This is a genomic window from Paenibacillus sp. HW567, from assembly GCF_000374185.1.
Taxonomy (GTDB): Bacteria; Bacillota; Bacilli; order Paenibacillales; family Paenibacillaceae; genus Paenibacillus_AQ.
The window spans coordinates 32,184-49,723 of the sequence record NZ_KB910518.1; the positions used below are offsets into that span (position 1 = coordinate 32,184).

The following is a 17,540-nucleotide window of genomic DNA, read 5'->3' on the forward strand; positions in this document are numbered from 1 at the left end:
CGGTTCCCACTGAAACGTGGCGCGGCTGACTGCTGTGGATATTTATAAATTTATTGCCGATTTTCTTGACATCAACTGATGATAATGCTAATATGTCTAAGGTGCGTGAGTAGCCTTGTTATTCTTAATCATTGGAGGTAAGCTTTTATTATGACTGATGATATGGGACTGCAGGATGCTCAGGTCAAGATCGGTTCCAAACAAACCGTCAAGGCGGTAGAGTTGGGCCAAGCTGCAGAAGTCTATGTGGCGGAGGACGGAGATCAACGGCTTACTTCCAGAATTGTATTGCTTTGCAACAAACAAGGTGTGAAGGTCACTTATGTGGATACCATGCTGAACTTGGGCAAAGCCTGCGGTATAGAAGTTGGTGCTGCTATGGCAGCCGTCTTAAAACAATAGCAAGAGAAACGTTTTTGTACCGGGGGTACACTTCGGCGGCAAGAACTTTTCATTTGTCTTTTTATGAACCACCTGGGTCTGTGGACTTAACGTTCATAAATAGATTACTACTTCAGGAAGGGGGTGGCACAACAATGCCAACTATTAACCAATTGGTTCGTAAAGGCCGTCAAGCCAAAATCGACAAATCCAAATCTCCTGCTCTTCAAAAAGGGTTCAACGCCCTGAAGCGTGAGGCTACGAATTTGAGCGCTCCGCAAAAACGCGGTGTATGCACTCGTGTAGGCACAATGACTCCACGTAAACCAAACTCTGCGCTTCGTAAGTATGCCCGTGTTCGTTTGACGAACCGTCTTGAGGTGACTGCTTACATCCCGGGGATCGGACATAACCTTCAAGAGCACAGTGTTGTATTGCTGCGCGGAGGTAAAGTGAAGGACCTTGCAGGAGTTCGTTACCACATCGTACGTGGGGCTCTGGATACAGCAGGTGTAGCTAACCGGATGCAGGCTCGTTCCAAATACGGCGCGAAACGTCCTAAGGCTAAGAAATAAGATTAGATACCGAATAATAACCATTTAAGAAAGGGGGATATCCATGCCACGCAAAGGTCCAGTTACTAAGAGAGACGTACTGCCGGATCCATTGTATAATAGCAAGTTGGTTACTCGTTTGATCAACCGCATTATGCTGGATGGTAAGAGAGGTGTCGCTCAAAGCATTCTGTACAATTCGTTCAAGCTGATTCAAGAACGTACGGGTAAAGAACCGATGGAAGTTTTCGAAGCTGCCATCAAGAATATCATGCCGGTTTTGGAAGTCAAAGCTCGTCGTGTCGGCGGTGCTAACTACCAAGTACCTATCGAGGTTAAGCCTGAAAGACGTACTGCTTTGGGATTACGTTGGCTCGTGAACTACTCTCGCAACCGCGGTGAGAAGACTATGGAAGAGCGTTTGGCGGCTGAGATTATCGACGCTTCCAACAACACAGGCGCTTCCGTTAAGAAACGCGAAGACACGCACAAAATGGCTGAAGCGAACAAAGCGTTTGCTCACTACCGCTGGTAGAATTTAGCCGTTCAAATAACTTATATTTTGAAGGGAGACCCATTTCATGGCAAGAGAGTTCTCCTTAAAAAATACACGCAACATCGGGATCATGGCACATATTGATGCTGGTAAGACTACTACCACAGAGCGGATTCTTTTCTACACAGGCCGTACGCACAAAATCGGTGAAGTTCACGAAGGTGCTGCTACAATGGACTGGATGGAACAAGAACAAGAGCGCGGAATCACCATTACATCCGCCGCTACAACTGCTGCATGGAAAGGTCACCGCATCAATATCATTGATACCCCGGGACACGTTGACTTCACTGTTGAAGTTGAACGTTCCCTGCGTGTATTGGATGGGGCAGTAGGCGTTTTCAGTGCGAAAGAGGGCGTTGAGCCTCAGTCTGAAACCGTATGGAGACAGGCTGACCGGTATGGCGTTCCCCGTATCGCTTATGTTAACAAGATGGACATCATCGGCGCAGACTTCCTTAACGTTGTTAAAAGTATGCGTGATCGTCTGCAAGCCAATTCGGTTGCTATTCAACTGCCAATTGGTGCTGAAAATGACTTCGTTGGTATTATTGACTTGGTTGAGCAAAAAGCTCATATCTTCAAAGATGACCTGGGCCAAAACATCGAAGTAACAGAGATTCCGGCTGAATATCTGGAACAAGTTGAGGTACTCCGTCTCGAGTTGATCGAGAAGGTTGCTGAACTCGACGAAGATTTGACTATGAAATACCTGGAAGGCGAAGAGATTTCGGTTGAAGAGATTAAGGCTGCACTGCGCAAAGGCGTTTGTGAAGTTAAAATCTTCCCTGTTATCGTTGGATCCTCCTATCGCAACAAAGGCGTTCAGCTCATGATGGATGCTGTTGTGGATTATCTGCCTTCTCCTCTGGATGTGCCAGCTATTCAAGGTCATCTGGATGACGGTACTGAAGCGGTTCGTCACTCATCGGATGAAGAACCATTCTCGGCACTGGCATTTAAAATCATGACAGACCCTTATGTAGGTAAACTTACGTTCTTCCGCGTGTACTCCGGTATCCTGGAGTCTGGTTCTTATGTAGTGAATGCTACTAAGAACAAACGTGAGCGTATCGGCCGTATCCTGCAAATGCATGCGAACAGCCGCCAAGAAATCTCCATCGTTTACGCTGGTGATATCGCGGCAGCCGTTGGTCTGAAGGACACAAGTACTGGCGATACCCTTTGCGACGAGAAACATCCGGTCATTCTGGAGTCGATGAACTTCCCTGATCCGGTTATCGAAATCGCAGTTGAACCAAAAACCAAAGCCGACCAAGATAAATTGGGCGTTGCTCTCGGTAAGTTGACTGAAGAGGATCCAACTCTTCGTGCGCATACTGATGAAGAAACTGGCCAAACCATCCTGGCAGGTATGGGTGAGCTTCACCTTGATATTATCATCGACCGTATGCGCCGCGAGTTCAAAGTAGAAACCAACGTGGGTAAACCACAGGTTGCTTACCGCGAAACTTTCAAAGCACCAGCACGTGTCGAAGGTAAATTCGTTCGCCAATCCGGCGGTCGCGGTCAGTACGGTCACGTATGGGTTGAATTTGAACCTCTCGAGCCAGGTACTGGCAGCCAATTCGAAAGTAAAGTTGTCGGTGGTTCTGTTCCTAGAGAATACATCGCTCCTGCACTTGCCGGTATTGAAGAACAAATGAAGAACGGCGTTCTTGCAGGCTTCCCGCTTGTAGACGTTAAGGCTACCATCGTAGATGGTTCCTATCATGATGTTGACTCCAACGAAATGGCGTTCAAAATTGCCGGCTCGATGGCACTCAAAGCAGCTAAAGAGAAGTGTAAACCTGTCCTGCTTGAGCCAATCATGAAAGTGGAAGTAACTGTTCCTGAGGAATACATGGGCGATGTTATGGGTATGCTGAACTCCCGTCGCGGTAGAATCGAAGGTATGGATTCCCGTGGTGGAGCACAAATTATCCGTGCGAAGGTGCCTCTTTCCGAAATGTTTGGTTATTCCACAACTCTCCGTTCCGGTACTCAAGGACGCGGTGTATTCTCAATGGAGCTTTCTCACTATGAAGAAGTTCCTAAATCCATTGCAGAAGAGATCGTTTCCAAGAATAAAGGTGGAGAATAGTTACTATTTTTAACTTGCCGTCCGGATATCAGCACTCAGTCATCTAAGAATTACATGTAGGCGGGCGGCTCAAATATAAGGAACCCCACATTAAGGAGGAACTGTTCAAATGGCAAAGGCAAAGTTTGAACGTAACAAACCACACGTTAACATCGGTACTATTGGTCACGTCGACCATGGTAAAACAACTCTGACTGCTGCAATCACAACTGTACTGTCCAAGAAATACGGCGGTGCTGCTGTAGCATTCGACCAAATCGACAAAGCTCCAGAAGAACGCGAACGTGGTATCACCATCTCCACAGCTCACGTTGAATATGAAACTCCTAACCGTCACTACGCACACGTTGACTGCCCTGGACACGCCGACTATGTTAAAAACATGATCACTGGCGCAGCGCAAATGGACGGAGCTATCCTGGTTGTATCCGCAGCTGACGGCCCAATGCCACAGACTCGCGAACACATCCTGTTGTCCCGTCAGGTAGGCGTTCCTTACATCGTCGTGTTCCTGAACAAATGCGACATGGTTGAAGACGAAGAGTTGCTTGAATTGGTTGAAATGGAAGTTCGCGACTTGCTGAGCGAATACGACTTCCCAGGCGATGATACTCCAATCATCCGTGGATCTGCTCGTGAAGCTCTGCAGAACCCTGACGGCGACTATGCACAGAAGATCGTTGAAATGTTCGAAACGATCGACACGTACATTCCGCTTCCAGAACGTCAAACTGACAAACCTTTCTTGATGCCTGTCGAAGACGTATTCTCCATCACTGGCCGCGGTACTGTGGCAACTGGCCGTGTAGAACGCGGAACAGTTAAAGTCGGAGAAGAAATCGAAATCGTTGGTATTCACGAAGAAAAGAAAAAATCCGTTGTTACAGGCGTTGAAATGTTCCGTAAATTGCTCGATTCCGCTCAAGCGGGCGACAATATCGGCGCACTCTTGCGTGGTGTAGACCGTAACATGATTGAGCGCGGCCAAGTATTGGCTAAGCCGAACTCCGTTAACCCACACACTGAGTTCACTGCTCAGATTTACGTTCTGACTAAAGAAGAAGGCGGACGTCACAAACCATTCTTCACTGGTTACCGTCCACAGTTCTACTTCCGTACAACTGACGTAACTGGTATCATCAACCTGCCAGAAGGTACTGAAATGGTTATGCCTGGTGACAACATCACTGTAACTGTTCAACTGATCTCCCCAATCGCTATTGAAGAAGGTACTAAATTCTCCATTCGCGAAGGCGGACGTACAGTTGGTGCCGGTTCCGTAGCTTCCATCCAAAAATAATTTGGTTCTATCCATTAGGATAGATCTGAACTATAAAAACAGGGATTCTTCATTCGAAGAATTCCTGTTTTTTTGCGATAATCAGTATGACCATAAAAGTGTAACCTCGTATTCACAGCATTCATGTCCAGCAGTAAATTGCTTTTTTCGACATTAAAAGACAATATAACCTATAAAAAATCTATTTTTCAACAATATTCTACATAAAAATACTTAAAATTCTTTGCATTTATCACATTTATAAAGTAGAATACTTTTATATAGCGATGTTAATTATTAGAAATTTAAGGGAGGTTAGCATGGGGAAGTGTCCTTTTTCTTTTTTACATGGTTTGACTTCGCGTAATGCAAGCAAGGAAGCTCTTGCCAATCACTCGATAGACCGTCACGATTACAACCACACGGCTAACGCTTCATATCATACCCTTGAGGGCCATGATGAGTTGAACGAACAGATGCGGATGATAGACTTGTCTGAAGAAGACTTGAGTTTATTACGCCAAATGAAGCCCATTGTAGAGAAGAAAATCGACTACATAACCGATCAGTTCTATAATACTGTACTCGGTGTGAGCAAATTGGAAGCAATCATTCTGGAGCACAGCAGCATAGAACGCCTCAAAAAGACTCTTCGTGAGCATATTATTGAGATTTTTAACGGGGACATAAATGAACAATATATCGCTAAACGTCTGGCTATTGCCAAAATTCATAAACGGGTAGGCTTGGAGCCCAAGTGGTACTTGTCTGCTTTTCAAAACCTGCAGAACGTCTTCATTACAGTCATATATAATGAAATGAACGAGGATAGTGAGCGGCTTAAAGTTGTTCAGACGGTGACAAAGCTATTGAATCTGGAGCAACAACTGGTGCTCGAGGCTTATGAGAAAGAGAACATTCGTGAGAAAGAAGAACAGTACTTGGCTGTGAAAAATGAACTCAAGCAAAAAATTGCCGAGTTCAGCGGTGAGCTTGTGGATCTGAGCATTGATACTAACGCAGCAGTAGAACAGTTAGTGGCGAGCAGTAATGAAGTGAATAACACCTTCAGGAGAACGGCTGCATCCGCTCTAGAATCGCAGGGCATGGCTACAGAGGGGCATGGTCATCTTGGTAGTCTTACTGACCAAATCAGTCTCATCTATGAAAGTACGCACGCTATGGAACGCTCGATAAATGAATTAAGCAGTTCCTCTAAGCAAATTCAGAAAATTGTTGCCGCCGTGCAGGATATAGCTGATCAGACAAAAATATTATCACTCAATGCTACGATTGAAGCTGCAAGGGCTGGAGTACATGGCAAAGGGTTCAGTGTAGTTGCCGGGGAAGTCAGCCGCCTGGCGGAGGACACAAAGAATACGGTTGTACGCATAGGAGAGCTGACACATCAATCGGGCAGCCTTACTATACAGGTTGTAGACGAGATCCGAAAGGTCCAGGAGTTGACGAAGAGCGGCAAAGTTCAATCCATTGAGACCAGCCAGCTATTCAGTGATATAGTCAATTCCATGCAGACCAGCACACAGGAGATTGTGGCCGTCGAAGAAGAGATAAAAGTATTGATTCAGACCATTGAAGGAATAGGGACGACAACAGCGCAGACTGCAGCTTCTGCAGAGTATTTTAAGTCGGCGACGGAGAATCTTTGAACGGGCAAACAGCGTATGAAAAAATCATGCGCTGTTTTTGCATTTTTGCTTGCAATGTTCCCGCCTATTATATATAATAATAAATGTTGTTCTGAGACGTTGCGATGATGTGAGAGGTTACTGACACACCCGGCCCCTTTGCCATGAGGTCGACGTCAGAAAATTTTCACGGAGTATGTCCGATAATAAATTGGGCGATAGAAGGAGGGACTAAAATGGCAAAGCAAAAAATTCGTATTCGCTTGAAAGCATACGATCACAGAATTCTTGATCAATCCGCAGAGAAAATCGTTGAAACAGCAAAACGTTCGGGTGCTGGTGTATCCGGGCCGATTCCGCTGCCAACTGAGAAGCAAATCATTACCATTCTCCGTGCGGTACACAAGTACAAGGATTCCCGTGAACAGTTTGAAATGCGTACTCACAAACGTCTGATCGACATTGTGAATCCAACACCACAAACTGTGGATGCCTTGATGCGCTTGGATCTACCGTCCGGTGTAGATATCGAAATCAAATTGTAATACTAACTTTAAGCAAATAGGAAAAGAAATGAGGTGTCAACATTGAAAGGTATCTTAGGAAAAAAACTCGGTATGACTCAAGTGTTTACTCCAGAAGGTAACGTGATCGCTGTATCGGTTATTGAAGCTGGACCTTGTGTGGTACTGCAAAAGAAAGACCTGAATATCGACGGATATGAAGCAGTGCAGTTGGGCTTTTCCGATAAGAAGGAAAGTCGCTCCAACAAGCCTGAACAGGGTCACGCCAAAAAGGCAAACGCAACACCTAAGCGCTACGTTCGTGAAATTCGCGGTGTTGACCTCGGGTCACTCGAGGTTGGACAGGAACTGAAGGCTGATATCTTCACTGAAGGCGAATTTGTTGACGTAACTGGCACATCTAAAGGTAAAGGGTTCCAAGGCGTTATCAAACGTTGGGGCCAAAGCCGCGGGCCAATGGCACACGGATCGCGTTACCACAGAAGACCGGGTTCCATGGGTTCCATTCAAGCTAACCGTGTTCCTAAGGGCAAACGTCTGCCAGGGCATATGGGTCACACGACTGTAACCGTTCAAAAGCTTGAAATCATCAAAGTAGACGTTGAACGCAACGTGTTGCTGGTTAAGGGCGCAATTCCAGGTCCTAAAAACAGCTTCGTGAAAGTTAAAGAAACCGTTAAGAAATAATTATTGAAGAAAGGAGGAACATGAAATGCCAAAAGTAACACTTTTTAATATCAGTGGTAACGAAGTTGGCGAAGTTGAGCTGAGCGATACAGTGTTCGGGATCGAACCGAACGTGCATGTTCTGCACGAAGCTGCGCTTATGCAGAGAGCTTCCCTTCGTCGCGGTACACACAAAGTTAAAGGACGTTCTGAAGTGCGTGGCGGCGGACGTAAGCCTTGGAAACAAAAAGGTACAGGTCGTGCTCGTCAAGGCTCCATTCGTTCTCCACAATGGAAAGGCGGCGGCGTAGTCTTTGGACCAACACCACGCAGCTATTCCTGGAAACTGCCTAAGAAGGTTCGCCGTTTGGCCATCAAATCCGCGTTGTCCTCGAAAGTGCTCGAGAATGACATCATCGTATTGGATAGCCTGACACTGAATGCTCCGAAGACGAAAGAATTCGCAGCTATTCTGAACAACCTGAAAGTGGGCAGCAAGGCCCTGATCGTAGCTCCTAGCTATGATGACAATGTAGCACTTTCCGCTCGTAACATCCCTGGGGTGAAATTCGTAGCGGCTGACGGCATCAATGTTCTTGACGTACTGACGTACGACAAACTGATCATCACTAAGGAAGCAGTTCTGAAGGTAGAGGAGGTGTTCGCGTAATGAAAGATCCTCGTGATATTATCAAACGTCCGGTGATTACGGAACGCACATCCGAATACATGAGCGAATTGAAGTACGCTTTTGAAGTGGATATCCGTGCTAACAAGACCGAAATCAAAAAAGCTGTTGAGGCTATTTTTAAAGTGAAAGTCGTTAGTGTGAACACAATGCGCGTACCTGGTAAACTGAAACGTTACGGCAAATACTCCGGCTACACTCCAGAGTGGAAAAAAGCCATCGTTAAGCTTAGCCCGGACAGCAAACCGCTCGAATTTTTTGAAGCGGTAGAATAAAACTCTGTAAAGTAAGGAGGGAACTATAGTGCCAATCAAAAAGTACAAACCGACCTCTCCGGCAAGACGCGGTATGTCCGTGTCTACGTTTGAAGAAATTACAACAAACCAGCCTGAGAAATCGTTGCTTGCGCCGCTGAGCAAAAAAGCGGGCCGTAACAACCAAGGTAAAATTACGGTTCGTCATCAAGGCGGCGGACACAAACGTAAATACCGTATTATCGACTTCAAGCGGACCAAAGACGGCATACCAGGTAGCGTTGCTACGATCGAGTATGACCCGAACCGCACATCCAATATTGCTTTGATCCACTATGCCGATGGAGAAAAACGTTACATCATCGCTCCAAAGGGACTTAAAGTTGGGGATAAAGTAGAGTCCGGCCCAGCAGCCGACATCAAAGTTGGTAACAGCCTTCCCCTGGAAAACATTCCGGTAGGTACAGTTATCCACAACATCGAATTGAAACCAGGTAAAGGCGGACAGTTGGTTCGCGCTGCCGGTACAGAAGCTCAATTGCTTGGTAAAGAAGAAAAATACGTATCCGTTCGTTTGAACTCCGGCGAAGTTCGCAGAATTCTCAGCGTATGCCGTGCGACAATCGGTTCCGTAGGTAACGAAGATCATGAATTGATCAAAATCGGTAAAGCCGGACGCAGTCGCTGGCTTGGCCAACGTCCTGAAGTTCGCGGGGTAGTAATGAACCCTAACGATCACCCGCATGGTGGTGGTGAAGGCCGCGCTCCAATCGGACGGAAATCGCCTATGTCTCCTTGGGGCAAACCAACCCTTGGCTACAAAACGCGTAAGAAAAACAAGGCATCTGATAAATATATCGTTCGCCGCCGCACAAAATAAGACGCTTCTGGCATGTTAGCAAGCGCGAAGCGTCGATTCGCGGTTTGAAGAACCGGATGAAGGGAGGATTCACACATGGGTCGCAGTTTAAAGAAGGGGCCATTTATTGATGGCTACCTGCTGAAAAAGGTTGAGGAATTGAACGCGGCAGATAAGAAAGTTGTTGTTAAAACCTGGTCCCGTCGCTCAACTATTTTCCCTCAGTTTATCGGACATACGTTTGGTGTATATGACGGCCGCAAACACGTGCCTGTATACGTAACGGAAGATATGGTAGGTCACAAGTTGGGCGAGTTCGCGCCAACACGTACTTACAAAGGCCACGCGGGTGACGATAAGAAAACAAGAAGATAATTAAAGGTCTTCGTTCGAGAGGAGGGAAAATAAATGGAAGCAAAAGCACATGCTAGATCGGTGCGGATTTCTGCTCGCAAAGCGAAACTGGTGGTTGACTTGATTCGCGGCAAGCAAGTGGGGGAAGCTATTGCAATTCTTCGCCACACTCCTAAGTCCGCTTCTCCGGTAGTTGAAAAACTGCTTAACTCGGCGATTGCCAATGCTGAGCACAACTACTCCATGGACGTGAACAGTTTGTTCGTTAGCGAGGTTTTCGTTAACCAGGGTCCTACAATGAAACGTTTCCGTCCGCGCGCCATGGGCCGCGCAAGCCGGATCAATAAACGTACCAGCCACATTACTTTGGTGGTATCTGAGAAATAAGGAGGGATAACACGTGGGTCAAAAGGTAAATCCAGTCGGACTCCGAATCGGTATTATTCGCGATTGGGAATCGAAATGGTATGCAGGCAAAGATTTCGGTACTCTTTTAATGGAAGACGTCAAAATCCGTGAATACCTTAAAGGTAAATTGAAAGATTCCTCTGTTTCCCGCATCGAGATTGAAAGAGCGGCAAGCCGAGTGAACGTTACAATTCACACTGCTAAACCAGGTATGGTAATTGGTAAAGGCGGAGCGGAAGTAGAAGTACTTCGCAGCGCAGTTACAACTATCGCTGGCGGCAAAAAAGTGCACATCAACATCAATGAAATCAAACACCCTGAACTGGATGCAATTCTGGTTGCTGAAAGCATTGCACAACAATTGGAACGTCGCGTATCGTTCCGTCGTGCTCTGAAGCAAGCGATTCAAAGAACTATGCGTTCCGGCGCAAAAGGAATCAAAACTCAAGTTGGCGGACGTCTTGGCGGCGCTGAGATTGCCCGTTCAGAAGGTTATAGCGAAGGAACAGTTCCACTTCATACGCTTCGTGCCGATATCGACTACGGTACAGCTGAAGCACATACTACTTACGGCCGTATCGGTGTAAAAGTATGGATCTACCGTGGAGAAGTTCTTCCCCCAGCTAAGAAACAAGCTGCTCAGGAAGGAGGCAACTAATCATGTTGGTACCAAAACGCGTTAAACACCGCAAGCAACAACGCGGTCACATGAAGGGTATGGCAAAAGGCGGTACTGAGCTGAACTTCGGCCAATATGGTCTGCAAGCTTTGGAACCATCTTGGGTTACTAACCGTCAGATTGAAGCTGCCCGTATTGCAATGACACGTTATATCAAACGTGGCGGTCAAGTTTGGATTAAGATTTTCCCAGATAAGCCAATTACTCAGAAGCCTCTTGAGGTTCGTATGGGTAGTGGTAAAGGTAACGTTGAGAAATGGGTAGCAGTGGTAAAACCGGGCAAGATTATGTTCGAACTCGGAGGCGTGTCAGAAGAAATCGCTCGTGAAGCGATGCGTCTTGCCGCTCACAAGCTGCCTGTAAAGACTAAGTTTGTGAAACGTGAAGAATTGGGTGGTGAAGCAAATGAAAGCTAATGAACTTCGCAACTTAACCACTGCTGAGATTGAACAGAAGATCGCCGGATTTAAGGAAGAACTTTTCAATCTCCGTTTTCAATTGGCAACTGGCCAACTGGATAACCCGACTCGGATTCGTGATGTGCGTAAGGAAATAGCTCGTGCTAAAACCGTTATCCATCAAAGAGTACTTGGCATCAGTTAAGTGACGGCGGATGTATCATCCGTAATCAGGAAGGAGGCTAACTATGAGCGAAGAACGTAATGCACGTAAGGTGCTGATCGGTAAAGTAGTCAGCGACAAAATGGATAAAACCATCGTAATTGCTGTTGAAACCTATAAGAAGCACAACCTGTATCACAAACGCATCAAGTCTACGAAGAAATTCAAAGCACATGATGAAGAGAATGTTGCAAAGATCGGTGATACTGTCAAAGTCATGGAAACTCGTCCACTGTCCAAGGACAAACGCTGGAGACTTGTTGAAGTGGTAGAAGCAGCGGTTATCATCTAAGACGACCTATGAAGCTTGATCGGAAGGAGGAAATTAATAATGATTCAACCATTTACACGTTTGCATGTGGCTGACAACTCTGGTGCGAAGGAACTGATGTGTATCCGCGTACTGGGTGGTACTGGACGCCGTACAGCAGCAATCGGCGATCTGATCGTTTGTTCCGTTAAACAAGCAACACCAGGCGGCGTTGTCAAAAAAGGTGATGTTGTTAAAGCGGTAGTTGTACGTACGAAACGTTCCGTTCGCCGTAAAGATGGATCTTACATCGCATTCGACGAAAATGCAGCTGTTGTTGTTAAAGACGACAGAAGCCCACGCGGAACACGTATCTTCGGACCAGTTGCTCGCGAACTTCGCGATAAAGACTACATGAAGATCGTTTCCTTGGCACCGGAAGTAATCTAAACAAAGATTTAATCATGCCCCAAAAAGTGTCATAGGAGGTGTAATAAATGCCTAGAGTGAAAAAAGTTCTGGAATCCCATAACAATAAACTGCACGTGAAAAAAGATGATGTGGTGCTTGTGATCAGCGGGAAAGACAAAGGTAAAAAAGGCCGTGTCATCGCTGCTTATCCTCGCGAAAACCGCGTTCTGGTAGAAGGCGTGAACATGGTGAAGAAACACCAGAAGCCGAACCAGCTCAATCCACAAGGTGGAATCATCGAGCAAGAAGCTTCGATTCATGTGTCTAACGTAATGCACATTGATCCGAAGAGCGGTAAAGTTACTCGTATTGGTTACAAAGTGCTCGATAACGGTAAGAAGGTTCGGGTAGCGAAGAGATCCGGAGAGATTATCGACTAATACAGTCCTAAAGAAAGGAGGTACATCTTCATGGCAGCAAGAATGAAAGAACGTTTTCTGAATGAAATTACACCTGCTTTGATGCAGAAGTTCAACTATACAACTGTTATGCAAGTGCCTAAGATTGAGAAGATCGTCATCAACATGGGTGTGGGTGACGCTGTTCAAAACTCCAAAGTACTTGATTCCGCAGTTAACGATATGCAACTGATCGCTGGTCAAAAGCCCGTAATCACCAAAGCAAAGAAATCCATCGCCGGTTTCAAACTGCGCGAAAACATGCCAATCGGGGTTAAAGTAACACTGCGCGGAGATCGCATGTATTACTTCCTTGATAAATTGCTTAACGTAACACTTCCACGCGTACGTGACTTCCGTGGGGTTTCGACTAAATCATTTGACGGTCGCGGTAACTACACACTTGGTCTTAAGGATCAATTGATCTTTCCCGAAATCGAATATGATAAAGTTGACAAAGCACGCGGTATGGACATTGTTATTGTAACGACTGCTAGAACGGATGAGGAATCCCGTGAGCTGCTCGCTCAACTGGGAATGCCTTTCACGAAATAAGGACGGTTCATCCATTTCTCCGAAAATGTTTAGGAGGTGTCAGGCTAAGTGGCAAAAACTTCAATGAAAGTTAAACAACAACGCGAACCTAAGTTCAAAGTGCGTGCATATACACGTTGCGAGCGTTGCGGTCGTCCACATTCGGTACTGCAAAAGTTCAAAATTTGCAGAATTTGTTTCCGTGAGTTAGCTTATAAAGGCCAGATTCCTGGCGTGAAAAAAGCAAGTTGGTAAGAAGTTTATAAACGGGAAGGAGGTTTACACACATGACTATGTCTGATCCTATTGCAGATATGCTTACTCGTATTCGTAACGCTAACACTGTGCGTCACGAGACAGTAGAAATGCCTGCTTCTACTATGAAAAAACAAATCGCGGACATCTTGAAGCGTGAAGGTTTCATCCGTGACGCGGAATTCGTTGAAGACAGCAAACAAGGGATTATCCGTATCTTCTTGAAATACGGCCCTAACCAAGAGCGCGTTATCTCTGGTCTGAAAAGAATCAGTAAACCAGGTCTTCGCGTTTACACGAAGAGCAATGAAGTGCCTCGTGTACTCGGCGGCCTTGGTATCGCGATTATCTCCACATCTAAGGGAGTTATGACCGACAAAGAAGCTCGTCAATCAAAATCGGGCGGAGAAGTTGTCTGCTACATTTGGTAATAAACGTCACAAGATAAGGAGGTGCAACACATGTCTCGTATTGGTCGCAAACCAATCGCAGTACCTAGCGGTGTAGATGTCACTTTGGACAACACCGTTATTACAGTAAAAGGTCCTAAAGGCACTTTGACTCGTGAGCTTCATAAAGACATGAAGGTTACAGTTGAAAATAACGAAATCACCGTTGTTCGCCCATCGGATAACAAATTGCATCGTTCACTTCACGGCACAACCCGCTCCGTTGTCAGCAACATGGTTAGCGGTGTGACTGAAGGTTTCTCGAAATCTCTGGAACTGGTTGGGGTCGGATATCGTGCAAGCAAATCCGGAGATAAAATCGTTCTGAACGTTGGTTACTCCCACCCGGTTGAAATTACACCGGAAGCGGGCATCGAGTTCGAGGTTCCTGCGAACACGAAAATCATCGTTAAAGGTATCGACAAAGAACGCGTAGGCGCATATGCTGCAAAAATCCGTTCCGTACGCGAACCTGAGCCATACAAAGGTAAAGGTATCAAATATGAAGGCGAGCGTATCATCCGTAAGGAAGGTAAAGCCGGTAAGAAGAAATAATCGGCTTGCTTTTCTTCGTAAGATACCCCGTGCATCTTAAAGTGAAGCTGTTTACGGCAAACTGAAGGGAGTGAAAGGGAAGTCATGATTACAAAAGAGGATAAAAACAAGGCTCGTCTCAAAAGACACCTGCGTGTTCGTAAGAAAATTCAGGGTACCACTGAGCGTCCACGTTTGAATGTGTTCCGTTCTTCGAAACACATCTACGCTCAATTGATTGATGACGTGACAGGCGTTACTATCGTAGCTGCCTCCACATTGGACAAAGATCTGAGCGCTACAATCGGAAATGGCGGCAGCGTTGAAGCTGCAAGCAAAGTGGGTCAATTGATCGCAGAGCGCGCTAAAGCAAAAGGTTATGCTGTGGTTGTATTTGACCGCGGAGGATACCTTTATCATGGACGGATTCAAGCTTTGGCTAATGCAGCTCGCGAAGCTGGTCTTGAATTCTAGAATATTTCTAAAAGGAGGTTAACGACTTGCGTATAGATCCGAACAGTTTAGAGCTGACAGAAAGAGTTGTACACATTAACCGTGTAGCAAAAGTTGTAAAAGGCGGACGCCGTTTCAGCTTTAGTGCACTTGTTGTTGTGGGCGACGGCAACGGCTATGTCGGTGCAGGTATCGGTAAAGCTGGTGAAGTTCCGGATGCCATCCGTAAAGGCATTGAAGACGCCAAGAAAAACCTGATTCACATTCCAATCGTAGGAACTTCGATTCCCCATCTCGTTACTGGACATTTCGGCGCAGGACGCGTGCTGCTGAAACCAGCATCGGAAGGTACTGGCGTTATTGCCGGCGGTCCTGTTCGTGCGGTATTGGAATTGGCAGGCGTTGGCGACATCTTGACAAAATCTCTGGGTTCTTCGAATTCCATGAACATGGTCAATGCAACTTTGGAGGGTCTTTCCCGTCTGAAACGCATTGAAGAGGTCGCGAAACTTCGTGGCAAATCTGTCGAAGAATTGCGCGGTTAAGGAGGGGAACGTCAATGGCAAAATTGCAAATCACCCTCGTACGCAGCGTAATTGGACGTCCAGAAACACAACGTGTTACTGTTAAGACGCTCGGCCTGCGTAAAACCAATTCGTCCGTGGTTCACAATGACACTCCTGCAATTCGCGGGATGATCAACAAAGTGAGCCATCTATTGTCTGTTACTGAAATTGAAGGCTAAACGCCTCGCATAAATTAACAAATATAAGGAGGTGCAAACGATGAAGTTACATGAACTTGCTCCAGCTCCTGGATCACGTAAAGAACGCAACCGCGTGGGTCGTGGTCCTAGTAGCGGGAACGGTAAAACTTCCGGCCGCGGTCATAAAGGGCAAAACTCCCGTTCCGGCGGCGGTGTTCGTCCAGGCTTCGAGGGTGGACAAAACCCACTCTATCGTCGTCTGCCTAAACGTGGTTTCATCAATCCTACCCGTAAAGAGTATGCGATTGTGAACCTTGAAGATCTGAACAGCTTTGCTGAAGGAACTGAAGTGACTCCACAGTTGTTGCTCGAAACTGGTGTTGTCAAGAATTCCAAAAGCGGCATCAAGATTCTCGGTAATGGTGAACTGGCCGTTAAATTGACTGTACAAGCAAATAAGTTCTCTCAATCTGCGGTAGAGAAAATCGAGGCTGCCGGCGGTAAAACCGAGGTGATCTAATGTTCAAGACGCTTAAGAATATATGGCATGTTGAAGATTTGCGCAAAAAGATCCTGTTTACCCTGTTCGTTCTGATCATTTACCGCATCGGTTCGTTTGTACCGGTTCCCGGTGTGAACAAAGCAGTGCTGGAATCAACAAATCAAAGCGGTGACGCTTTGATGGGTCTTTTGAACACCTTCTCGGGCGGAGCGCTCAAAAACTTCTCAATATTTGCGATTAGTATTTACCCGTACATTACGGCATCCATCATTGTGCAATTGCTCTCAATGGATGTTATCCCTAAGTTTGCCGAATGGGCCAAACAAGGGGAGCACGGGAAAAAGCAACTGGCGCAAATCACCCGGTACGGCACGGTCGTGCTCGGTCTGATTCAAGCGTTTGCCACTTCAATCGGGTTTAACCGGATTTATGGCACTGAGATGATTCCAAATGCAACCTTTGCGGATTACCTGCTGATTGCGATCATACTGACTGCAGGTACATCGTTCTTGATGTGGCTTGGTGAGCAGATCACAGAAAAGGGAATAGGAAACGGGATTTCGATCCTGATTTTTGCGGGAATCGTCGCCGCCATCCCGGGATATATCACGACTACGGCGCAATCAAGCTTTATTCAGCCGGATCAGGTGTTCCTGAATATTCTTAAAGTCGTTATTGTACTGATCGTTATTATAGCGATTATTACAGGGGTTATCTTCGTACAACAAGGTATCCGTAAAATTCCTGTGCAATACGCTAAGCGAGTGGTCGGTAACAAAATGTACGGTGGACAGAATACGCACATTCCGCTTAAAATCAATGCGGCAGGTGTAATTCCGGTTATCTTCGCCGTATCACTGCTTCAATTTCCAATTGTAATCTCCAGCTTCTGGGCAAGTCATGAATGGGCTAAATGGGTCACTGCTAATCTTTACTATGATAAGCCGCTCGGTATGGTCCTCTACGTGATCATGATCATCGGATTCACGTTCTTCTATACGTTCGTCCAGATGAATCCGCAGCAAATGGCTGACAATATGAAGAAGAACGGCGGCTACATTCCAGGCATTCGTCCAGGTAAAGCGACAGAGAAATACTTGACTCGGGTAATGTCCCGTCTGACTATGTCAGGTGCGATCTTCCTGGCTCTGATTTCTGTCCTGCCGGTATTCTTTGGGAACTTGTCCGGTCTGCCCCGTTCCGTGAAGATTGGTGGTACCTCACTGCTGATCGTTATCGGTGTAGCACTGGATACGATGAAGCAGATCGAGAGCCAATTGATCAAACGCCATTACAAAGGCTTCATCAATAAATAGGCGATAGGTTCCGGCGAAGCATAAGAATCACAGACTTCCCGGCACCTATTGTGCTGTTTCTTGCTTGGTGGCGAACTTTTGGGGGGAGAAGAGAAA

General features: G+C 46.2%; 28 protein-coding genes. All 28 read left to right on the forward strand.

Translation table 11 applies throughout. The features are described from left to right. Positions 1 to 150 precede the first annotated feature (150 nt). The 28 genes from B212_RS0100160 (at position 151) to secY (ending at position 17,444) form a co-directional block, all read left to right on the forward strand. A complete protein-coding gene (locus tag B212_RS0100160; protein ID WP_019908216.1) occupies positions 151 to 402 on the forward strand; it encodes a ribosomal L7Ae/L30e/S12e/Gadd45 family protein in 252 nt (83 codons plus the stop codon). Between the two features lie 134 nt (positions 403 to 536). Beyond that, complete coding sequence (rpsL, locus tag B212_RS0100165) at positions 537 to 956, forward strand: 30S ribosomal protein S12 (RefSeq protein ID WP_019908218.1); 420 nt, start codon at positions 537 to 539, stop codon at positions 954 to 956. A 43-nt stretch (positions 957 to 999) separates the two neighbouring features. Next, positions 1,000 to 1,470 carry a 30S ribosomal protein S7 gene (rpsG, locus tag B212_RS0100170; protein WP_019908219.1) on the forward strand — a complete coding sequence of 157 codons (471 nt, stop codon included), beginning with the start codon at positions 1,000 to 1,002 and terminating at the stop codon, positions 1,468 to 1,470. Positions 1,471 to 1,516: 46 nt separating this feature from the next. Then, positions 1,517 to 3,595 carry an elongation factor G gene (fusA, locus tag B212_RS0100175; RefSeq protein WP_019908220.1) on the forward strand — a complete coding sequence of 693 codons (2,079 nt, stop codon included), beginning with the start codon at positions 1,517 to 1,519 and terminating at the stop codon, positions 3,593 to 3,595. 109 nt (positions 3,596 to 3,704) lie between these two features. Then, positions 3,705 to 4,895 carry an elongation factor Tu gene (gene tuf, locus B212_RS0100180; protein ID WP_019908221.1) on the forward strand — a complete coding sequence of 397 codons (1,191 nt, stop codon included), beginning with the start codon at positions 3,705 to 3,707 and terminating at the stop codon, positions 4,893 to 4,895. Positions 4,896 to 5,194: 299 nt separating this feature from the next. Continuing rightward, positions 5,195 to 6,544: a globin-coupled sensor protein gene (locus B212_RS0100185; RefSeq protein WP_019908222.1), complete on the forward strand. Its 1,350-nt coding sequence runs from the start codon at positions 5,195 to 5,197 to the stop codon at positions 6,542 to 6,544. Positions 6,545 to 6,759: 215 nt separating this feature from the next. Further along, the gene (gene rpsJ / locus B212_RS0100190; protein ID WP_005544556.1) at positions 6,760 to 7,068 is read left to right on the forward strand and encodes a 30S ribosomal protein S10; all 309 of its coding nucleotides are present in this window, start codon (positions 6,760 to 6,762) and stop codon (positions 7,066 to 7,068) included. A 42-nt stretch (positions 7,069 to 7,110) separates the two neighbouring features. After that, positions 7,111 to 7,734: a 50S ribosomal protein L3 gene (gene rplC / locus B212_RS0100195; protein ID WP_019908223.1), complete on the forward strand. Its 624-nt coding sequence runs from the start codon at positions 7,111 to 7,113 to the stop codon at positions 7,732 to 7,734. Positions 7,735 to 7,759: 25 nt separating this feature from the next. Continuing rightward, positions 7,760 to 8,383 (forward strand): 50S ribosomal protein L4, encoded by a 624-nt coding sequence (gene rplD, locus B212_RS0100200; RefSeq protein ID WP_019908224.1) that lies wholly within the window; start codon positions 7,760 to 7,762, stop codon positions 8,381 to 8,383. After that, complete coding sequence (gene rplW / locus B212_RS0100205) at positions 8,383 to 8,676, forward strand: 50S ribosomal protein L23 (RefSeq protein WP_019908225.1); 294 nt, start codon at positions 8,383 to 8,385, stop codon at positions 8,674 to 8,676. The genes rplD and rplW overlap by 1 nt, the downstream gene beginning before the upstream one ends. A gap of 28 nt (positions 8,677 to 8,704) precedes the next feature. Then, a complete protein-coding gene (gene rplB, locus B212_RS0100210) occupies positions 8,705 to 9,535 on the forward strand; it encodes a 50S ribosomal protein L2 (protein WP_019908226.1) in 831 nt (276 codons plus the stop codon). Positions 9,536 to 9,610: 75 nt separating this feature from the next. Continuing rightward, positions 9,611 to 9,889, forward strand: a complete 279-nt coding sequence (gene rpsS / locus B212_RS0100215) for a 30S ribosomal protein S19 (protein WP_019908227.1) — start codon at positions 9,611 to 9,613, stop codon at positions 9,887 to 9,889. Between the two features lie 33 nt (positions 9,890 to 9,922). Then, a complete protein-coding gene (rplV, locus tag B212_RS0100220; protein WP_019908228.1) occupies positions 9,923 to 10,255 on the forward strand; it encodes a 50S ribosomal protein L22 in 333 nt (110 codons plus the stop codon). Between the two features lie 13 nt (positions 10,256 to 10,268). Further along, positions 10,269 to 10,934 carry a 30S ribosomal protein S3 gene (rpsC, locus tag B212_RS0100225; RefSeq protein WP_019908229.1) on the forward strand — a complete coding sequence of 222 codons (666 nt, stop codon included), beginning with the start codon at positions 10,269 to 10,271 and terminating at the stop codon, positions 10,932 to 10,934. Between the two features lie 2 nt (positions 10,935 to 10,936). Then, positions 10,937 to 11,371 carry a 50S ribosomal protein L16 gene (gene rplP / locus B212_RS0100230; RefSeq protein WP_019908231.1) on the forward strand — a complete coding sequence of 145 codons (435 nt, stop codon included), beginning with the start codon at positions 10,937 to 10,939 and terminating at the stop codon, positions 11,369 to 11,371. Then, positions 11,361 to 11,558, forward strand: a complete 198-nt coding sequence (gene rpmC / locus B212_RS0100235) for a 50S ribosomal protein L29 (protein ID WP_019908232.1) — start codon at positions 11,361 to 11,363, stop codon at positions 11,556 to 11,558. Before rplP ends, rpmC begins: the two co-directional genes overlap by 11 nt. A 43-nt stretch (positions 11,559 to 11,601) precedes the next feature. Further along, complete coding sequence (gene rpsQ / locus B212_RS0100240) at positions 11,602 to 11,868, forward strand: 30S ribosomal protein S17 (RefSeq protein ID WP_019908233.1); 267 nt, start codon at positions 11,602 to 11,604, stop codon at positions 11,866 to 11,868. Positions 11,869 to 11,907: 39 nt separating this feature from the next. After that, positions 11,908 to 12,276 carry a 50S ribosomal protein L14 gene (gene rplN / locus B212_RS0100245; protein ID WP_019908234.1) on the forward strand — a complete coding sequence of 123 codons (369 nt, stop codon included), beginning with the start codon at positions 11,908 to 11,910 and terminating at the stop codon, positions 12,274 to 12,276. A gap of 47 nt (positions 12,277 to 12,323) precedes the next feature. Next, positions 12,324 to 12,677 (forward strand): 50S ribosomal protein L24, encoded by a 354-nt coding sequence (rplX, locus tag B212_RS0100250; RefSeq protein ID WP_019908235.1) that lies wholly within the window; start codon positions 12,324 to 12,326, stop codon positions 12,675 to 12,677. Positions 12,678 to 12,707: 30 nt separating this feature from the next. Continuing rightward, the gene (gene rplE / locus B212_RS0100255; RefSeq protein WP_019908238.1) at positions 12,708 to 13,250 is read left to right on the forward strand and encodes a 50S ribosomal protein L5; all 543 of its coding nucleotides are present in this window, start codon (positions 12,708 to 12,710) and stop codon (positions 13,248 to 13,250) included. Positions 13,251 to 13,298: 48 nt separating this feature from the next. Continuing rightward, entirely contained in the window at positions 13,299 to 13,484 is a 186-nt protein-coding gene (locus B212_RS33565; protein ID WP_036589425.1) for a type Z 30S ribosomal protein S14, read from the forward strand. 32 nt (positions 13,485 to 13,516) lie between these two features. Continuing rightward, entirely contained in the window at positions 13,517 to 13,915 is a 399-nt protein-coding gene (rpsH, locus tag B212_RS0100260; RefSeq protein ID WP_019908239.1) for a 30S ribosomal protein S8, read from the forward strand. Positions 13,916 to 13,945: 30 nt separating this feature from the next. Beyond that, positions 13,946 to 14,488, forward strand: a complete 543-nt coding sequence (gene rplF / locus B212_RS0100265; RefSeq protein ID WP_019908240.1) for a 50S ribosomal protein L6 — start codon at positions 13,946 to 13,948, stop codon at positions 14,486 to 14,488. Positions 14,489 to 14,572: 84 nt separating this feature from the next. After that, complete coding sequence (gene rplR, locus B212_RS0100270) at positions 14,573 to 14,941, forward strand: 50S ribosomal protein L18 (RefSeq protein ID WP_019908241.1); 369 nt, start codon at positions 14,573 to 14,575, stop codon at positions 14,939 to 14,941. A 26-nt stretch (positions 14,942 to 14,967) separates the two neighbouring features. After that, complete coding sequence (rpsE, locus tag B212_RS0100275; protein ID WP_019908242.1) at positions 14,968 to 15,465, forward strand: 30S ribosomal protein S5; 498 nt, start codon at positions 14,968 to 14,970, stop codon at positions 15,463 to 15,465. 14 nt (positions 15,466 to 15,479) lie between these two features. Beyond that, entirely contained in the window at positions 15,480 to 15,665 is a 186-nt protein-coding gene (rpmD, locus tag B212_RS0100280; protein ID WP_019908243.1) for a 50S ribosomal protein L30, read from the forward strand. A 40-nt stretch (positions 15,666 to 15,705) separates the two neighbouring features. Continuing rightward, entirely contained in the window at positions 15,706 to 16,146 is a 441-nt protein-coding gene (rplO, locus tag B212_RS0100285; protein WP_019908244.1) for a 50S ribosomal protein L15, read from the forward strand. Then, on the forward strand, positions 16,146 to 17,444 hold the full coding sequence (gene secY / locus B212_RS0100290; protein WP_019908245.1) for a preprotein translocase subunit SecY: 1,299 nt from the start codon (positions 16,146 to 16,148) through the stop codon (positions 17,442 to 17,444). Before rplO ends, secY begins: the two co-directional genes overlap by 1 nt. Positions 17,445 to 17,540: the final 96 nt, after the last annotated feature.

Bases quoted from the DNA above. Each gene is read 5' to 3' on its own strand.
- fusA (WP_019908220.1), top strand. From the start codon at position 1,517: ATGGCAAGAGAGTTCTCCTTAAAAAATACACGCAACATCGGGATCATG.
- rplV (WP_019908228.1), top strand. From the start codon at position 9,923: ATGGAAGCAAAAGCACATGCTAGATCGGTGCGGATTTCTGCTCGCAAA.
- rplP (WP_019908231.1), top strand. From the start codon at position 10,937: ATGTTGGTACCAAAACGCGTTAAACACCGCAAGCAACAACGCGGTCAC.
- tuf (WP_019908221.1), top strand. From the start codon at position 3,705: ATGGCAAAGGCAAAGTTTGAACGTAACAAACCACACGTTAACATCGGT.
- rplD (WP_019908224.1), top strand. From the start codon at position 7,760: ATGCCAAAAGTAACACTTTTTAATATCAGTGGTAACGAAGTTGGCGAA.
- rplW (WP_019908225.1), top strand. From the start codon at position 8,383: ATGAAAGATCCTCGTGATATTATCAAACGTCCGGTGATTACGGAACGC.
- rplE (WP_019908238.1), top strand. From the start codon at position 12,708: ATGGCAGCAAGAATGAAAGAACGTTTTCTGAATGAAATTACACCTGCT.
- rpmD (WP_019908243.1), top strand. From the start codon at position 15,480: ATGGCAAAATTGCAAATCACCCTCGTACGCAGCGTAATTGGACGTCCA.
- rplR (WP_019908241.1), top strand. From the start codon at position 14,573: ATGATTACAAAAGAGGATAAAAACAAGGCTCGTCTCAAAAGACACCTG.
- rplO (WP_019908244.1), top strand. From the start codon at position 15,706: ATGAAGTTACATGAACTTGCTCCAGCTCCTGGATCACGTAAAGAACGC.
- rpsH (WP_019908239.1), top strand. From the start codon at position 13,517: ATGACTATGTCTGATCCTATTGCAGATATGCTTACTCGTATTCGTAAC.
- secY (WP_019908245.1), top strand. From the start codon at position 16,146: ATGTTCAAGACGCTTAAGAATATATGGCATGTTGAAGATTTGCGCAAA.
- B212_RS0100160 (WP_019908216.1), top strand. From the start codon at position 151: ATGACTGATGATATGGGACTGCAGGATGCTCAGGTCAAGATCGGTTCC.
- rplN (WP_019908234.1), top strand. From the start codon at position 11,908: ATGATTCAACCATTTACACGTTTGCATGTGGCTGACAACTCTGGTGCG.
- B212_RS0100185 (WP_019908222.1), top strand. From the start codon at position 5,195: ATGGGGAAGTGTCCTTTTTCTTTTTTACATGGTTTGACTTCGCGTAAT.
- rpsS (WP_019908227.1), top strand. From the start codon at position 9,611: ATGGGTCGCAGTTTAAAGAAGGGGCCATTTATTGATGGCTACCTGCTG.
- rpsJ (WP_005544556.1), top strand. From the start codon at position 6,760: ATGGCAAAGCAAAAAATTCGTATTCGCTTGAAAGCATACGATCACAGA.
- rpsL (WP_019908218.1), top strand. From the start codon at position 537: ATGCCAACTATTAACCAATTGGTTCGTAAAGGCCGTCAAGCCAAAATC.
- rplF (WP_019908240.1), top strand. From the start codon at position 13,946: ATGTCTCGTATTGGTCGCAAACCAATCGCAGTACCTAGCGGTGTAGAT.
- rpsQ (WP_019908233.1), top strand. From the start codon at position 11,602: ATGAGCGAAGAACGTAATGCACGTAAGGTGCTGATCGGTAAAGTAGTC.
- rplX (WP_019908235.1), top strand. From the start codon at position 12,324: ATGCCTAGAGTGAAAAAAGTTCTGGAATCCCATAACAATAAACTGCAC.
- rpsG (WP_019908219.1), top strand. From the start codon at position 1,000: ATGCCACGCAAAGGTCCAGTTACTAAGAGAGACGTACTGCCGGATCCA.
- rpmC (WP_019908232.1), top strand. From the start codon at position 11,361: ATGAAAGCTAATGAACTTCGCAACTTAACCACTGCTGAGATTGAACAG.